Source organism: Candidatus Kuenenbacteria bacterium HGW-Kuenenbacteria-1 (assembly GCA_002839745.1).
Classification (GTDB): domain Bacteria; phylum Patescibacteriota; class Patescibacteriia; order UBA2591; family PGYQ01; genus PGYQ01.
This window is the reverse complement of sequence record PGYQ01000002.1, coordinates 44,762-60,380: the sequence shown is the minus strand read 5'-3', so window position 1 is coordinate 60,380 and position 15,619 is coordinate 44,762. Positions and strand designations below refer to the sequence as shown.

General features: G+C 27.2%; 16 protein-coding genes. 5 read left to right on the top strand and 11 right to left on the bottom strand.

Annotation, left to right across the window (positions count from 1 at the left end):
* Window positions 1–6: 6 nt before the first annotated feature.
* Complete coding sequence (locus CVV26_01015; protein PKL72577.1) at window positions 7–1,068, top strand: hypothetical protein; 1,062 nt, start codon at window positions 7–9, stop codon at window positions 1,066–1,068.
* A gap of 168 nt (window positions 1,069–1,236) precedes the next feature.
* On the opposite strand, the gene CVV26_01010 is transcribed toward CVV26_01015, so the two are convergent.
* From CVV26_01010 to CVV26_00960, 11 genes are all read right to left on the bottom strand, one after another.
* Complete coding sequence (locus CVV26_01010; GenBank protein PKL72576.1) at window positions 1,237–2,853, bottom strand: hypothetical protein; 1,617 nt, start codon at window positions 2,851–2,853, stop codon at window positions 1,237–1,239.
* An 8-nt stretch (window positions 2,854–2,861) separates the two neighbouring features.
* Complete coding sequence (locus tag CVV26_01005) at window positions 2,862–3,257, bottom strand: DNA-binding protein (protein PKL72575.1); 396 nt, start codon at window positions 3,255–3,257, stop codon at window positions 2,862–2,864.
* On the bottom strand, window positions 3,250–3,564 hold the full coding sequence (locus CVV26_01000) for a hypothetical protein (GenBank protein ID PKL72574.1): 315 nt from the start codon (window positions 3,562–3,564) through the stop codon (window positions 3,250–3,252). The genes CVV26_01005 and CVV26_01000 overlap by 8 nt, the downstream gene beginning before the upstream one ends.
* 689 nt (window positions 3,565–4,253) lie before the next feature.
* A complete protein-coding gene (locus tag CVV26_00995; protein PKL72573.1) occupies window positions 4,254–4,595 on the bottom strand; it encodes a hypothetical protein in 342 nt (113 codons plus the stop codon).
* 176 nt (window positions 4,596–4,771) lie between these two features.
* Entirely contained in the window at window positions 4,772–6,010 is a 1,239-nt protein-coding gene (gene ftsA / locus CVV26_00990) for a cell division protein FtsA (protein ID PKL72572.1), read from the bottom strand.
* 122 nt (window positions 6,011–6,132) lie between these two features.
* The gene (locus CVV26_00985) at window positions 6,133–6,498 is read right to left on the bottom strand and encodes a diacylglycerol kinase (protein ID PKL72571.1); all 366 of its coding nucleotides are present in this window, start codon (window positions 6,496–6,498) and stop codon (window positions 6,133–6,135) included.
* 56 nt (window positions 6,499–6,554) lie between these two features.
* Complete coding sequence (gene ybeY, locus CVV26_00980; protein ID PKL72570.1) at window positions 6,555–6,980, bottom strand: rRNA maturation RNase YbeY; 426 nt, start codon at window positions 6,978–6,980, stop codon at window positions 6,555–6,557.
* A gap of 50 nt (window positions 6,981–7,030) precedes the next feature.
* A complete protein-coding gene (locus CVV26_00975) occupies window positions 7,031–8,758 on the bottom strand; it encodes a hypothetical protein (GenBank protein PKL72569.1) in 1,728 nt (575 codons plus the stop codon).
* A gap of 38 nt (window positions 8,759–8,796) precedes the next feature.
* Window positions 8,797–9,117: a hypothetical protein gene (locus tag CVV26_00970; GenBank protein ID PKL72568.1), complete on the bottom strand. Its 321-nt coding sequence runs from the start codon at window positions 9,115–9,117 to the stop codon at window positions 8,797–8,799.
* An 87-nt stretch (window positions 9,118–9,204) separates the two neighbouring features.
* Window positions 9,205–10,164, bottom strand: a complete 960-nt coding sequence (locus tag CVV26_00965; GenBank protein PKL72567.1) for a 16S rRNA (cytosine(1402)-N(4))-methyltransferase — start codon at window positions 10,162–10,164, stop codon at window positions 9,205–9,207.
* A 128-nt stretch (window positions 10,165–10,292) separates the two neighbouring features.
* Window positions 10,293–10,718 carry a cell division/cell wall cluster transcriptional repressor MraZ gene (locus CVV26_00960; protein ID PKL72566.1) on the bottom strand — a complete coding sequence of 142 codons (426 nt, stop codon included), beginning with the start codon at window positions 10,716–10,718 and terminating at the stop codon, window positions 10,293–10,295.
* Between the two features lie 322 nt (window positions 10,719–11,040).
* Between CVV26_00960 and CVV26_00955 the strand changes: the two genes are divergently transcribed.
* The 4 genes from CVV26_00955 to secF all read left to right on the top strand — a co-directional run bounded on the left by CVV26_00955 (window position 11,041) and on the right by secF (window position 15,605).
* On the top strand, window positions 11,041–12,156 hold the full coding sequence (locus CVV26_00955) for an endolytic transglycosylase MltG (protein PKL72565.1): 1,116 nt from the start codon (window positions 11,041–11,043) through the stop codon (window positions 12,154–12,156).
* Between the two features lie 64 nt (window positions 12,157–12,220).
* The gene (gene lepB / locus CVV26_00950) at window positions 12,221–12,790 is read left to right on the top strand and encodes a signal peptidase I (GenBank protein ID PKL72564.1); all 570 of its coding nucleotides are present in this window, start codon (window positions 12,221–12,223) and stop codon (window positions 12,788–12,790) included.
* 71 nt (window positions 12,791–12,861) lie between these two features.
* On the top strand, window positions 12,862–14,538 hold the full coding sequence (secD, locus tag CVV26_00945) for a protein translocase subunit SecD (protein ID PKL72563.1): 1,677 nt from the start codon (window positions 12,862–12,864) through the stop codon (window positions 14,536–14,538).
* 161 nt (window positions 14,539–14,699) lie between these two features.
* Window positions 14,700–15,605 (top strand): protein translocase subunit SecF, encoded by a 906-nt coding sequence (gene secF / locus CVV26_00940; protein ID PKL72562.1) that lies wholly within the window; start codon window positions 14,700–14,702, stop codon window positions 15,603–15,605.
* Window positions 15,606–15,619 lie beyond the last annotated feature (14 nt).

The window sequence follows — 15,619 nt, the reverse complement described above, 5'->3', positions numbered from 1 at the left end:
ATATTTATGCAAGAAAAAAATCAGCTTACAATTAATATTTCCTCTTTGACAATTATTAAGGTAATTGGAATTTTTTTAATTTTTGGATTTTTGTATTTAATTCGCGATGTAATACTTGTTGTCGTTGTTTCTATTATTTTGGCAGCAGCTCTTAATCCGTTAGTTAATTATTTTCAAAGAAAAAAAATTCCGCGAATTATATCAATTTCTGTTATTTATCTTGTAATATTTTGTGTTATATTTTTTATTATTGTTTTAATTGTTCCAGTAATATTTGATCAAATTAATCAAGCAGTAGAAAATTTTCCTCAATGGAAAGGGAAAGTAGCAGAAATGTTTGCTATTGTTCAACAATATTCTAATATAGATAACTTTACTTCAACTTCTAAAGAATTTTTATCTCAGGATTTAAATAAAAACATAGTTCAAATAGGACAAAATATATTTTTCAGAGTTATAGATATTTTTGGAGGTTTAGTTACTTTTATTTTTGTTTTAATTATGATTTTTTATTTATTGCTTGAAGTAAAAGCAATGAAAAAAATTATTCAATCCATTGTGCCTGACAAATTTCAATCTTATACTTTGCAGCTTTTTTCTCAAGTGCAAAATAAAATAAGTCTTTGGTCGCGCGGGCAATTAATTTTATGTTTATCAATAGGTCTTTTTAGCTATATTGGGCTTTTAATTTTGGGTGTTAAATATGCCTTATTATTAGCTTTAATTGCTGGAATTAGTGAATGTATCCCATATTTCGGTCCTATCATAGGAGCTATTCCTGCTATATTTTTAGCTTTTACTCAATCTCCTGTTACAGCTTTATTGGTAATTGCTTTGTATTTTATTATTCAACAATTAGAAAATCATATCCTGGTTCCTAAAATAATGGGTAAAATTGTGGGATTAAACCCAGTATTGGTTATTATTGTTGTTTTAATTGGCGGGAAATTATATGGTCCTATTGGAATGTTATTAGCCATTCCTATTGCTACCACTTTATTTATTTTGATAAAAGATTTTTTTGAATTAAAAAAAGAAGAGGATAAAAAACAGCAGATTATTAATTAAGAGTATAAAAATTCTATTTTATTTTATTAATTTTGGTATTTTTAAAAACCTGATCATTTTAAAGGTTTAAAGTTATAATTTAAAATTTATAATTTATATTGTGTTAACACAGTGGAGTGAAAGAGAGAATAAAGATGAGATAATAGGAAGAGAACAAGTATTTGTTTTTTAATAACATTCTGATTTCTTGTAATTACCAATAATGCTGTCGCGAATTGGAACTTCATCTTTTATAAATCCTTCTTCCCAAAAAATTACGCAATCTTTATTTTCATTATGACAGTTTCTACCTAAAAAAAGTTCGTTATTTTTCATATACACCCATCCACAATTATAATCTTTAGAAACTGCTTTTATTGTTTTTTCCCCTGTATATTTTTGAGGATTACTTATCTTAATCAGAGAAACTTCTTTTACACCAATTACTTTTTTGTCCTTAGCAATACAAATTTTTTCACTTAATTCTTCTGCTCTTATTGTTACTCCGGTACAATTTTTATAAGGTTCACCACATGCACAATAAATAGTTGCGAGAGGTCCTCCATAATTTCCACAATCTCTTCTACAAAAAGTAATATCTCCCCAATCAGGTACTTCCCTTTGTTGCATCTTCAACGGTTCCGTTCGGATCATTGCAATTCCTTTCATTTCATTTTTTACAAGAGCGGGGTTGATTGAATTAAGGATAAACCAAGAACCAAGAGCTAAAACTAAACCGATTAAAGAATTTGTAATCATTGTTTTTGCGGAATCTAATTGACCTTGATTACCCATGGCAGTCATCCATCTGACTCCGGCAATCATAATCATTATTACCGCCAATATCGTCGCTAAAATAATAATAAATTTATAAATTGCAGAAATATATTGTGAAATATTTGTTTGCCCTTTTTCATCATAACCGGGAATTTCTACTTGTAAAGTAGATCCTTTTGGAGTCATATAACATTTTCCATATGGAGACTGGCATGGTGATGAATTTTCTTTAAAAACATTAGGTGAAATACACTCACTTTTTTGCCAACAAATAGTAGGAATTTTAGCTAATTTTTTTGCTTCTGCTTTTATCATTGTTTCTTTTCTAATTTTTTCTTGTTCTATTCGAGCTTCTGATTGTGGGCTTGGTGTTACTGGTTGAGTATTTATTTTTTCCATCATTGAGATATTGAAACAATCAGGAACTCCTATACAAATTTTTCCTTTTTCAAAAGATTGATTTTCAATGTTTGGACACAAATTTAATGCATTAACTAATTCACATTGAAAACTTCCATTAGACAAGGTTTTTACACAACAACCATTTTCTGGATTTGTTGTCTTAAATGTTGGTAAAGGCGATGAAGAAACATTATCAGTCCATTGACATGATGTAATAGTAGCAGTACTACCTTTACCACTAAGACCTAATTTAGCTTTTATGTCTTCCGTAGCATTTTTTTGAATGTAGTCTTTAGTACAATTATTTTCAGTCTTTATCGTGGATATTGGAACATTTATTATTCCAAGACAATCATAATTTTGGAAATTTCCTTTGTAATTTTCACATAAATTTTCAAAATTTGTTTTTTGTTCTGTTGTAAAAAATAATCCCATAGTACCTTTCGCAAAAATAGTAGTAGTTATATTTCCATTACATTGACAATTACCTCCTTCTGCTTTAACAGATAAAACAGAAAAAGAAGAAAATAAAAAAACCATTACGAATATTTGGCAGAAAATTATTACCATAGGGGCGTATTGCAATACGCCTTTGCATAATTTTATTTTTTTATTTTGTTTTGTCATAAAAAGTTTTAATATAAAATGTTTTCTTTGATGAATTTTGTAATATTTTCTGCTGCTTCAAAAGCTTTTTTGGTGTTTTCTTTTTTTACTTCTATCCAATGAACTGGGTAACGACTTGGTATATAATATTTATTTATTTCTTTACATTCTAATTCAAATTCTTTAAATTTTAAATTAATTTTTTTACATTCTTCTATTAAAAAAGCTAAATCATGAGTTTTTTGAGGAATTTTTCCTTTAGCAATTAAGTAGCCTTTTAAATATTTCTCAATAGCTTGATGAAACAAAAAACATATTTGAGCATAATATTCATCCTTATCTTCAAAGCTGGATTTAGCAAACCCAAAATCATTATCAGCAATTTTAAACCATTCTTTTGCCTTAATTAAATTTTTATTATTCATAAATAATTTTTCCTTTTTGAATTATTTCTTTAAAAAAGAAATCTTCTAAAGCAAGGCGTTTTTTTATTTCTTTAGGAGTAAAAACAAGAATATCTATTGGCGTTTTATGATTAATTAATTTATTTACATCGTCAAGTCTGTCGAAAAAATTTTTTTTTGTTTTTTTGATAATAAATAAATCAATATCACTATTTTTTTTAAAATCACCTTTAGCACAAGAACCATAAAGAATTATTTTTTCTGATTTATATGGTTCGAGATCTTTGATAATTTGTTTTAAATTTTTTTGAAGTTTTTGTTTTGTCATAAATTGTATTTCGTATGGGCGTATTGTAATACGCCCCCTACATAATTTTATTTGTTTTTTATTTCTTGGGCGTACGCAAGGGTACGCCCCTACAAATCCCTAACCTCTAAAACCTAAAACCTAATTCATGGTACGCCCCTACGGAATTTAATTATAAATTTTTTGGATTATTTCTGTCAAATTCCCATTTCAAAAAATTGTTAAAAATATATTCGTGAATTTTATTTAATGATTTTTCATCACGAATAATATGTTCAAAATAATTCCGTTGCTATAATTTCCCCATATATTTATTTTTTGATTTATAAATATTTAAACACCTATTTGCAACTAATGATTTATAATTTTGAAAATCCTTCTTCCATAAAGTCTCCCTGATAAGGGAGATTTAGAGGGTTTCTTAATTTCTGAAATCCCCCAACCCCCTTTATCAAGGGGGCTTTTAAGAGGTTTGCTTCTCTCTTTGTCCCCTGATAAGGGGGATTTAGAGGGTTTCTTTCTTATGAAATCCCCCAACCCCCTTTATCAAGGGGGCTTAATTAATTTCCCTAACCGTGAGGAAATGCTTCTGCAAATTATTCTTTAATCAGAAATTTAGTAATTAATATTTTCAGAAAAAATAATTTAAACAAAATACAAGAAACAATTGAAAAATGTACAAATAATGTAAACTTTATGATGTCATTATTTTAGAACAGCCCAACCGTGGGGCTTGCCCCTGCCCTAATTACAGGGCGACCGCAAGGGTACGCCCCTACGGATGCGTCAATAATTATTATTCCGTGAATATGGTTGGGCATTACAATAAATTTGTCTAATATTATATTTGGAAAATGATTTGGGATTTCCAACCAATCTTTTTTTACAATTTTGCCGTATTCATTTAAAATCATTTTTTCATTTTCAATTTTTCCAAACAAACATTCATGATTTTGCGTACAAATTGTGATGAAATATACGCCATTTTGCGAATAATCATATTCTTTTAATCTAATTGATCGACGATGATGGATTTCGGAATTGTATTGCATAACAATTTGCGTTTCGTAGGGGCGAAACCACGTTTTCGCCCTGTGGGCGATTACATAGAATCGGCCTACGGGATTTCCCAAGGTTCGATTTCTGCATTTAAACAATCTTCCAAAATTTATAATTTAAAATTTCTTATGTTTTCGTGTTTTCGTGTTTATTTTGTTTTGTCATAATATTAATTTCCAAAAGATTTAATCCATTTTTTAATGCTAGAAACCATTTGTTTAATATTTAAAAGATTTGAAAAAGAAAATTTATTATGTTTTTGTTGGGCTTGGCTTCCCCATAAAACCAAACCCAAGGCAGTAGAAAATTCTGGATCATTAATTTTATCTACAGAAGTAAAAATATTTTCTTGTGAAGTATCTATAGATGCTGGTAAACGAAATTCTTTTTTTGCTAATTCAACTATTCCTGGTAATTTTGCTCCACCTCCAGTTAAAATAACTCCTGCTGGTAATTTTCCATCTCTATTAATTTTTTTAAATTCTGCATTAATCATTCTAAAAATTTCTTCTACTCTTGCTTCAATAATATTGGCAATATATTTTTTTGAAACTGCTTCTTTTTCATTATCATCAAATTCGTTTAAATTAATTTTTTCTTCTTTTTTAAATTGATCTGGCAAGGCAGTGCCATAAGTTAATTTAATTTTTTCCGCAAGATCAATTGATATTCTTAATCCAATAGCAATATCAGAGGTAATATGATCGCTACCTATTGGTAAAACTCCACAAGTAATTAAATCTCCTTCTTCAAAAATAATAAAACTAGTGGTTGCTCCGCCTAAATTTATTACAGCCACACCCAATTCTTTTTGTCTTTTATTTAATACGGCTTCGCTGGTAGCTAAAATAGAAAAAACCAAATCATTAACATTAATGCCAGTTCTATTTATGCATTTGGTTAAATTTTTAATTGGTGAACTAAGTCCTTCAATAATTTGCGCGTCAACTTCTAATCTTATACCACTCATTCCAATAGGATCTTTAATTCCAGTTTGGCGATCAATGGTAAAAGTTTGAGGGATAATATGTAAAATTTCATAATTCGGTGGAGTAATTACTGTTTGAGCAGCATTAATTACTCTTTCTATATCATTTTCCTCAACTTCTCCATTGGCTTTAGCAATTGCCACGACTCCATGACTAGGCTGAGAGATTATATGACTGCCAGAAATTCCTACAAAAGCATGTTCAATAGGCGTTCCTGTTATTCTTTCTGTTTTTTCTAAAACAGAAGAAATACTAGAAACAGCATCCTCAATGTTAGTGATTACCCCTCGGTTCATTCCATTATTTGGGCCTTCAATAGCGCAGATAATTTGAATTTGTTCATTAATATCAAATTGTCCAATAACTATGCGGATACTAGATGAGCCAATATCAATTCCTGTAATAATTTTTTGTTGCATAAATTTAATAGCTGTTAGCTTTAAAAATTAATTTTTAGATTTTGTAATTATTATACTCTTGTTTTAAAGAAACACAATATTTAAAATCTTTAATTTAAAATCTTTAATTTATAATTTATAATTTATAATTTCATAAAGTATGGTCCTAAAATAAGTAATCCAATAATTATGGCACAGATGGAAGCAATTAAAACTGTTGCAGCCATAATATCTTTGATGTCTTTTATATAATCATGAATACGCGGTTTTAAAATATCAGAAAGTCTTTCAAAAATAGTATTAATTAATTCTAAAATTAAAACAGCGGCTATAACTAAAATTAAAGCGACTTTTTCTAAATTTCTAGTTGGGAAATAAAACATTAAAAAAATAACAATAAAAGAAACACATAATTGAATTTTAAGATTTTGTTCCCAAATCAATGCATTTTTTAATCCTCTAAAAGAATGTTCAAAACTTTTTAAAAATTTTTTAAAATAAAAAACCATAAGATGAGTAATCAGTAATATGAAAAATATTTTTTTTGATTTTTACTTGTTACTGATTACGGATTACTTGTTACTATTAAAATTTTCTTTTCCATTTTTCTCATTTTTCCCCAGTCTTTTTCTGTTTCATGATCATATCCTAATAGATGTAATATACTATGAATTAAAATTATTTTCAATTCTTGAGAAATGCTATGTTTAAATATTTTTGCTTGTTTTTTTATTTTTTGATAATAAATAAAAATTTCTCCAAAATTAGTTTGTGTTTTTTCTAATTTCCAAAATCCAAAACTTAAAACATCTGTTGCTTTATTTATTTTTCGATATTGTTTATTTAATTGTTTAATTTTTTTTTCTCCAACAAAAATAATAGAGACTTCTATTTTTTCTTTAAACTTTATTTTTTGAACAATTTTTTGAACAATTTTTTCAATCGCTTTTTTATTTATTTTTTGTTTGGTTTGATTATAAATTTCTATCATAAATTAGCTTTCTAGCTTTTAGTTTCTTAGAATTTTCTAAAAGCTAAAAGTTAATTTTCTGGTGGGATTTGATAATAATTTAAAATAAATTCTGCTATTTTACTAAAAATAGGAGCCACAGAAACCGAAGCATCTACTGCATGTGGTTTGTCTAATTTAACTATAATAGCAAAACGAGGATTATCTACTGGCCCGAAGCCAATAAAAGTTTGAATTGTTTCATTAGAATAACCTTTTTTGTCTTTGGCTGAAACTTGAGCCGTGCCTGTTTTGCCAGCTAAATAATAATTTTTTACTCCAGCGTTTTTTCCGCATCCTTTTTTTACCACAGAAGTTAACATACCACTTAAAAGTATAGCTGTTTTTGGAGAAATAACTTGTTTTATTATTTGTGGATTTGTTTTAAATTCTTCATTGTCATTTTTTATAATTTTATCCACGAGATAAGGTTTCATTAATTGTCCTTGATTGGCAATAGCTGAAAAAGCGGTGACTAATTGGATAGGAGTAGTAGAAATTCCTTGTCCAAAAGAAGCCGTGGCAGTATAAAGTTTACCTTTTTTATTTAATGAATTAATATTTCCAGAATTTTCGCTGGGCAAAGTAATTCCAGTTAATTTTCCAAAACCAAAATCTTCAATATATTTTTTAAATATATTATTTTCTATTTTATGAGCAACAAAAATAGCTCCTGTATTAAGAGATTTTTCTAAAATTCCAGTCATTGTTTGTTTTCCATATGTTTTATCGTTATAATTTTTAATAGTGTACCCCCCAATTTTTACTTGTCCGGTATCTATATAAGTTGTTTCAGGTGTAATTTTATTTGTGTCTAATCCAATTGCCATAGTGATAGCTTTAAAAACAGAACCGGGTTCATATTGATCAAAAACAGCTAAATTATTAAAAGTATTAACATCTTTATTTTCATTATATTTATTAGAATCAAAATCCGGTAAATTACATAGAGCTAAAATTTTTCCTGTTTGTGGTTCCATAACAATGGCGGTTCCTTTTTCGGCTTTATATTTTTCAAAGCCATTTTTTAATTCTTGGCAAGTGGTAAATTGAATCGCTTCATCTAAAGTTAAAACAATTGATTCTCCGTCTTTTGGTTTTTGAGTTATTGATTCTGAGGTAGCAATAAGACTACCTTCAGCTCCTTTTTTTGCTTTTAAAAATCCCTTTTCTCCTTTTAATTGTTTTTCAAAATATTCTTCAATTCCATATTGTCCAATTTGTTCATTTTTTTTAAAACCCACAAATCCCAAAATATGGCTAAAAAGATTATTATGAGGATAAAAACGAACAGTTTCGGTGGTAAATTTAATGCCTTTTAAATTAAATTCTTTAATTTTTTTCATTTCTTCTTCACTTAAATAATGCTTAATGGGTTCATATAAATCGTTTTTTTTAGAAAGACGTAAAAGAATTTTTTCTTTTTCTTTTTTAATTTCAATTATTGAAGATAATTTTTCAAATGTTTCTTCTGGGTTTTCTATATTTTTAGGAATAGCGTAAATTAAATATAGGTCACGATTAGTTGCGATTGGATATAGTTCATTTGTTGTTTTTTTTTGAATTAATATTTCTCCTCTTTTTGGATAGGTTTCTTGATAAATTTGGTGAATATCTGCAGAGAGTTCTTTATAAAAATTATGTTGTAAAATTTGTAAAATAAATAAACGAATAATAATTAATCCAGCAAAAATAAAAAAAATTACCATTAAAAAGGTAATTCTATTGAATTTTTTTAAATTTTTCCTTTGTAAATTCATAACATAAAAAAAATAAGTTCGTTAGAATTTCCTAAAAGCTATTTTGCTACAGCTATTTCACCAGTTTCTTTTAAATATTTTGCATTATTAGTTTTTACCATTTTTAATTCTTCGCTGGCTTGTTCAATTTTTGAAACAGCTTGTAATTGCAAAAATTCTATTTCTAATTGTTTATTATCTTTTTTTAATTCTTCTATTTGTTTTTTAAAATCAGTAATTTTTAATCCGCTTATAGCTAAGCTATTAGTTTGTATTAAATAAAAAAATCCCATAAAAATAATTGAAACTAAAATAATTTTTCTTGTTATTTTAGATGTAGATTTTATTGTTTTTTGTTTTGTGGGTTTTAAAACAGACATAAAAGAAGTTTAAAATTTAAAGTGCAAAGTTTAAAGTTAATGTCTTAATTTTATTAATTTTGTTTTAAATTTTCTAAAAACTAAAAGTTAAAAAGCTAATTTTTCTGCTACTCTCATTTTTGCGCTACGGCTACGCGGATTTTTTTTTATTTCTTCAAAAGTTGGGACAATTATTTTCTTAGTGATAATTTTTAAAGTTGTTTTGTGATTACAAATACATTGAGGAAATTCAGAAGGACAAATACAATTTTTTGATTCTTGTTTAAAGAATTGTTTAACAATTCTGTCTTCTAAAGAATGAAATGAAATTACGCAAATTTTTCCTTTTGGTTCTAAAATTTTTATTGCTTGCGGTAAAACTTGTTTTAAATTTTCTAGTTCATTATTAACGATAATTCTTAATGCTTGAAAAACTTTTGTTGCTGGATGAATATAATGTTTAGCGTTAAATTTTGAATTTTTAGTTTTTAGTTTTGAAATTTTATAAATTAAATCTGCTAATTGTTTTGTTGTGTAGATTTTTTGTTTTTTTCTTTCTTGTATTATTATTTTAGCAATGTAACGAGAATATTTTTCTTCCCCATATTTCCAAAAAATATTTGCCAATTCTTTTTCTGGATAAGTATTAATAATTTTTTCTGCTGTTAAATCTGTATCTAATTTATTAAATCGCATATCAAGAAATTCATCTTTTTGAAAACTAAATCCACGTTCATCTTCTTCGAGTTGACGACTTGAAAATCCAAGATCTAAAAGAATTCCATGAAATTTTATTTGCCAGAAGGCGGATTGAAATTTAGCATCAGAACGTAATTGATCAATAATTTTTCCCAAATTAGCAAAATTATCATTGATTAAAATTAATCTTTCCTTGGCTTCGAATTTTTTTATATTTAAATCAATTCCGACAACTATTCCATTTGGTTTATTTTTTTTCAATATTGCCATTGTGTGTCCGCCATCACCAAAAGTGCAATCAATAAAATTTTGATTGGGTTGAATATTTAGATTTTCTATAACTTCATTTAAAAGAACAGGAATATGCATAAAGACAAAAGTAATAAGCAACACGTAATAAGTAATAAGTAAAAAGAATTATAAATTAATACGGGTAAATTCAAAATAATTTTTTGTCTGATTACTCGTTATGGAGTACTTGTTACTGGTTACTTTTTTTAAAGTTCTTCCATAGCTTCGGCAATGCTTTCGCTAGTTTTTTCTGTATTGGTTTTATATTTTTCCCATTTTTCTTCATCCCAAATTTCTAAACGATTGAATAATCCAGCTATAACCGCTTTCTTTTTAATTCCCGCATATTTTCTTAAATAATCAGGAAGGATTATTCTTCCTTGTTTATCTAGTTGAACATCCATTGCTCCAGCTAACATTAATCTTGAAAAAGCTCTAGTGTTTGCTTTAGAAATAGAAAGTTTAGAAAGTTTATGAGCCAAGCTTTTCCATTCTTCTAATGTATATAAAAATAAACAATCATCTAACCCTCGAGTAATTACAATACCTTCAGTTAGTTCAGAACGAAATTTAGTTGGAATAGCCATTCGTCCTTTTTCATCAATTGTATGAAAATATTCTCCAATGAACATAAAATAGAAATTAGTTTTTTAGGTTGCACTTTGCAGAATTTTTTACAAACTAATTAAAGTTATCCACTGTTTTTGGGGTTATCCCCACTTTTATCCACAATATTCCATTACACATACATTGTACTCCATTTTTTTCCATAGTTCAACATAATAAGCTGTGGAAAAAGTAAAAAGGAATAAAATTGGATTAAAAGAGATAATTAATTGGTTATTTTATTGCTTTTATGGGATAAAAAATTTGACATTTTATTTTTTTTATTTAATTATTGTTTTAATAGAGTCTATATATTAAGGAGTTTAGTTTTTTTATTTTTCGTTTATTATGCAATTTGTAAAAGTTTTAATAATTTTAATTATTGTTATTTTATTGATAATAGGCATTGGATTAGGAAATTATTATTATCAAATTTCCACATCAGTAGCTATAAAAGCGCTTCCAAAAGAATTTGTTATTAAAAAAGGAGAAGGAGTCAATGAAATTAGCCAAAATTTAAAAGATCAAAAATTAATTAGAAGTATGTGGGATTTTGAGGTTTATATTTGGCAAAAAAAATTAGGAAAAAAATTTCAAGCTGGAAATTATCTTTTGTCTTCTCAGATGAACATAAAAAAAATTGTTCAAATTTTAATTTCTGGACAAATTATTCCTAATCAAACAACAATCAAAATTATCGAGGGCTGGAATTATAAAGAAATTGCAAAATATTTAAAAAATATTTTTTCTACAGATAAAAATACAGATTCATTAATTTGGGAAGAATTTTTTTTTACAGAAATATATGATTCTTCATGGCTAAAAAAATATTCGTTTTTAGCTGATAATCCTTTTTTAAATGAAAATAATAGAAATTTTTCTAAATTAATCGAATTAAGAACGCTTAAAAATTATCCTTTTGCGGTTATTCCATTAGAAGGTTATCTTTTTCCTGACACGTATCAAATTTATAAAGACGCTTCTGAATATGATATTATAAAAAAAATGTTGGATAATTTTGATAAAAAATTATCTAGTCAAATGAGAGAAGATATTAAAAAACAAAATAAAACAATTTTTGAAATTATTACATTAGCCAGTATTATTGAGAAAGAAGTGCCCAATAACAATGACAGAAAAATTGTCGCAGGAATTTTTTATAAAAGACTAAAAGAAGGAATGCGTTTAGAATCTTGCGCCACAATAAATTATATTTTGGGCAATGATAAAAAACAATTGAGTTTTGAGGATACACGCGTGGAATCTCCATACAATACTTATCTTAATAAAGGTTTACCTTCAGGACCTATTAGCAATCCGGGACTATCAGCGATTAATGCGGCAATATATCCGCAAGAAACAGATTATTTATTTTTTCTATCAAAACCAACAGGCGAGACGGTTTTTAGTAAAACGCTTAAAGAGCACAATCAAAATAAAAGAAAATGGCTTAAGAAATTATAAATTTTGAATTATAAATTTTAAATTAATTAAGAAATTATAAATTTTGAATTATAAATTTTGAATTATGCAAAAAGAAATTTCAGAAAATAAAAATTGGAAATCTATTTTTATAGAATTTATTCAAATGGCCTTGATTGCTTTAGCCATTGTTATTCCTATTAGATATTTTTTGATTCAACCATTTTATGTTAAAGGCGCTTCAATGGAACCAAATTTTCACAATCACGAATATTTAATTGTGAATAAAATTATTTACCGATTGGGTAATCCGCAAAAAGGCGATGTAATTGTATTTAAATATCCAAAAAGTCTCAATGATTATTATATTAAAAGAGTTATTGGTTTACCCGAAGAAAGAGTAAAAATTATTAATAAAGAAATTACTATTTATAATAAAGAAAATCCTAATGGAAAAATTTTTGATGAAAATAAATTTCTTCCTGAAAAATATAAGGTTGAAAAAAGTATTGATATTACTTTAGGAAAAGATGAATATTTTGTTATGGGCGATAATCGAGGGCATAGTTTTGATTCTAGCGCCGAAGGTTTTGGCTCATTAGAACGAAAATTTATTGTAGGAAAAACATGGATTAGGGCTTGGCCGTTTAATAAATTTACAATTTTTGGAAATTAGTTTATAATATTTTTACTTTTTACTTTTTACTTTTTACTTTTTACTTTTGATTTATAATTTAAAATTTATAAATCAAAATTTCTTTTTTTGTGTCTATACGAAAAAAAACTTGGTTAACATTTTGCGGTATTTTAATTCTAACTGGTTTAGCTGGGGTTGTTGTTTGGCCAGGAGGACCAGATATTAAAATTGGAAAATATTTTAAAGAATTAAAATATCACCTTGGCTTAGATTTACAAGGCGGGGCTCATTTAGTTTATGAAACTGATGTTTCGAAAATTCCTTTACAAGAACGAGAAGCAGCGGTTTTGGCGGCTCGTGATGTAATTGAAAAAAGAATTAATGTGTTTGGAATTTCCGAACCAATTGTTCAGGTGACCAAAGTAAAAGAAAATAAAAGAATCATTGTTGAATTGCCGGGAATTAAAGATGTAAATCAGGCAATTGGAATGATTGGTCAAACTCCTATTTTAGAATTTAAAGAACAAGACAATACACCAGCGCCTGTATTAACTGAAGAGCAAAAAAAAGAAATAGAAGTATATAATGCGATTGCTCAAAAAAAAGCTGAAGATGTTTTGCAAAAAGTTTTAAAGCATGAGGATTTTTCAAATTTAGCGAAAGAATTTTCTGATTGTCCAAGCAAAGAAAAGGGAGGGGACTTGGGATGGTTTAGTAAAGGGATGATGGTGCCTGAATTTGAAGAAGCAGTTTTTGCTTTAAAAAAAGATGAGATAACCCAAAAATTAGTAAAAACAGATTTTGGTTATCATATTATCAAAAAGACTGACGAAAGAGAAACAATAAAAAATAAAGAAAAAATTCAAGAAATAAAAACTAGTCATATTTTAATTAAAACTAAATCAGAAAGAGATTATATTCCTTATAAAGATCCTTGGAAATATACAGGCTTGACTGGAAAACAATTAAAAAAATCATATTTAGAATTTAACAATAATACTAATGAACCTCAGGTGGGCATAGAATTTAATAATGAAGGGAAAAAATTATTTGGAGAAATTACAAAAAGAAATATTAAAAAACCAGTGGCAATATTTTTAGATGGAGTGCCTATTAGTACGCCGGTTGTTAATGAAGCAATTACTTCAGGACAAGCAATAATTTCAGGAAATTTTTCCTTACCAGAAGCGCAAGAATTAATTAAACGTCTCAATGCAGGCGCTTTGCCTGTACCCATTAAATTAATTAGTCAACAAACTATTGGTCCTAGTTTGGGAAAAATTTCTATTGATGAAAGTTGCAAAGCCGGAAAAATTGGATTAATTTTAGTTGCTTTGTATATGATTTTATTTTATCGTTCCAAAGGATTTTTGGCCGTTTTAGCATTAGGAATTTATACGATAATTGTTTTAGCGATATTTAAATTAATTCCAGTTACTTTAACTTTAGCTGGCATTGCTGGTTTTATTTTATCTATTGGAATGGCGGTGGATGCCAATATTTTAATTTTTTCAAGAATCAGAGAAGAATTAAAAGCGGGCAAACCGCGCGATTTAGCAATTGAAGAAGGATTTAAACGCGCCTGGCTTTCAATTCGCGATAGCAATGTTTCAACATTAATTACTTGTTTTATTCTTTTTTGGTTTGGAACAAGTATGATTCGAGGGTTTGGAATTACTTTAAGCATCGGTGTTTTAGTGAGTATGTTTTCAGCTATTACAATCACAAGAACATTATTAAAATTAACAACCCTAATAAAATTAAAACCGCAAAAAATAAAAACATAGAAACATTTGACAAACTAAAATAATTTTAAATTTTATTTATTATTATCCAATGTGCTAATGTCGGAAGTTCAACTCTTGACACTCAGTGCGCGATGACGTTTTTTTTAAAAAAATACACAGGTTGAACCCGTGTAATAGCTATAAACTAAAAATTTATTTTTATGAATATAATAAAACATCAAAAAATTTATTTTTTCATTTCAAGCGCGTTGGTAATTATTAGTATTGCTAGTTTAATTTTTTGGCAATTAAAGCCTAATATTGATTTTACTGGTGGAACTTTAATGGAAATAGAATTTAAAAATAGTAGACCGACCGTAGAACAAATTAAAGAAAAAATTAATACTTTAAATCTTGGAGAGGCAAGTGTTCAACTAACAAACACAAAAGGTGTAATTATTAAAACAAAAAGCATTGAGGAGGAAATGCATCAACAAATAATTACAAAGTTGCAAGAAATTTCGCCAGAAAATAAAATTGAAGAAAAAAAATTTGAATCAATTGGACCGACAATTGGTAAAGAAACAAAAGAAAAAGCGATACATGCCACAATAATAGCGCTTATTATTATTATTATTTATATTGCTTGGGCGTTTAGAAAAATTTCCAAACCAATTAGTTCGTGGAAATATGGTTTAATTGCCATTATTGTTTTGGTTCATGATATTATTATTACTTTGGGTGCTTTTTCATTAATGGGACATTTTTTAGGGATTGAAATAGGAGCTACTTTTATTATTGCGCTATTAACTATTTTAGGATATTCAAACCATGATACAATTATTATTTTTGATCGTTTAAGAGAAAATCTTTTAAAATCAAAAGGCAAGGATTTTGAAGACACAGTAAATATTAGCATAAATGAAACCATTGTTCGCTCTATAAATACTTCTTTAACTGTTTTATTATCATTATTTGCTGTTTTCTTTTTTGGTGGCGCTTCAGTTAGAGATTTTATTTTGGCTTTGATTATTGGAATTACTGCAGGGACTTATTCTTCTATTTTTGTCGCTTGTCCGACATTGGTTGTTTGGGAAAGGATTAGAATGAGTAATAAAATAAAATAGTTTATTTAAAATCA

Bases quoted from the DNA above. Each gene is read 5' to 3' on its own strand.
- CVV26_00975 (PKL72569.1), bottom strand. From the start codon at position 8,758: ATGAATTTACAAAGGAAAAATTTAAAAAAATTCAATAGAATTACCTTT.
- CVV26_00965 (PKL72567.1), bottom strand. From the start codon at position 10,164: ATGCATATTCCTGTTCTTTTAAATGAAGTTATAGAAAATCTAAATATT.
- ybeY (PKL72570.1), bottom strand. From the start codon at position 6,980: ATGATAGAAATTTATAATCAAACCAAACAAAAAATAAATAAAAAAGCG.
- CVV26_01000 (PKL72574.1), bottom strand. From the start codon at position 3,564: ATGACAAAACAAAAACTTCAAAAAAATTTAAAACAAATTATCAAAGAT.
- CVV26_00970 (PKL72568.1), bottom strand. From the start codon at position 9,117: ATGTCTGTTTTAAAACCCACAAAACAAAAAACAATAAAATCTACATCT.
- ftsA (PKL72572.1), bottom strand. From the start codon at position 6,010: ATGCAACAAAAAATTATTACAGGAATTGATATTGGCTCATCTAGTATC.
- CVV26_00960 (PKL72566.1), bottom strand. From the start codon at position 10,718: ATGTTCATTGGAGAATATTTTCATACAATTGATGAAAAAGGACGAATG.
- CVV26_00955 (PKL72565.1), top strand. From the start codon at position 11,041: ATGCAATTTGTAAAAGTTTTAATAATTTTAATTATTGTTATTTTATTG.
- CVV26_01010 (PKL72576.1), bottom strand. From the start codon at position 2,853: ATGACAAAACAAAATAAAAAAATAAAATTATGCAAAGGCGTATTGCAA.
- secF (PKL72562.1), top strand. From the start codon at position 14,700: ATGAATATAATAAAACATCAAAAAATTTATTTTTTCATTTCAAGCGCG.
- CVV26_00995 (PKL72573.1), bottom strand. From the start codon at position 4,595: ATGCAATACAATTCCGAAATCCATCATCGTCGATCAATTAGATTAAAA.
- CVV26_00985 (PKL72571.1), bottom strand. From the start codon at position 6,498: ATGGTTTTTTATTTTAAAAAATTTTTAAAAAGTTTTGAACATTCTTTT.
- CVV26_01015 (PKL72577.1), top strand. From the start codon at position 7: ATGCAAGAAAAAAATCAGCTTACAATTAATATTTCCTCTTTGACAATT.
- CVV26_01005 (PKL72575.1), bottom strand. From the start codon at position 3,257: ATGAATAATAAAAATTTAATTAAGGCAAAAGAATGGTTTAAAATTGCT.
- lepB (PKL72564.1), top strand. From the start codon at position 12,221: ATGCAAAAAGAAATTTCAGAAAATAAAAATTGGAAATCTATTTTTATA.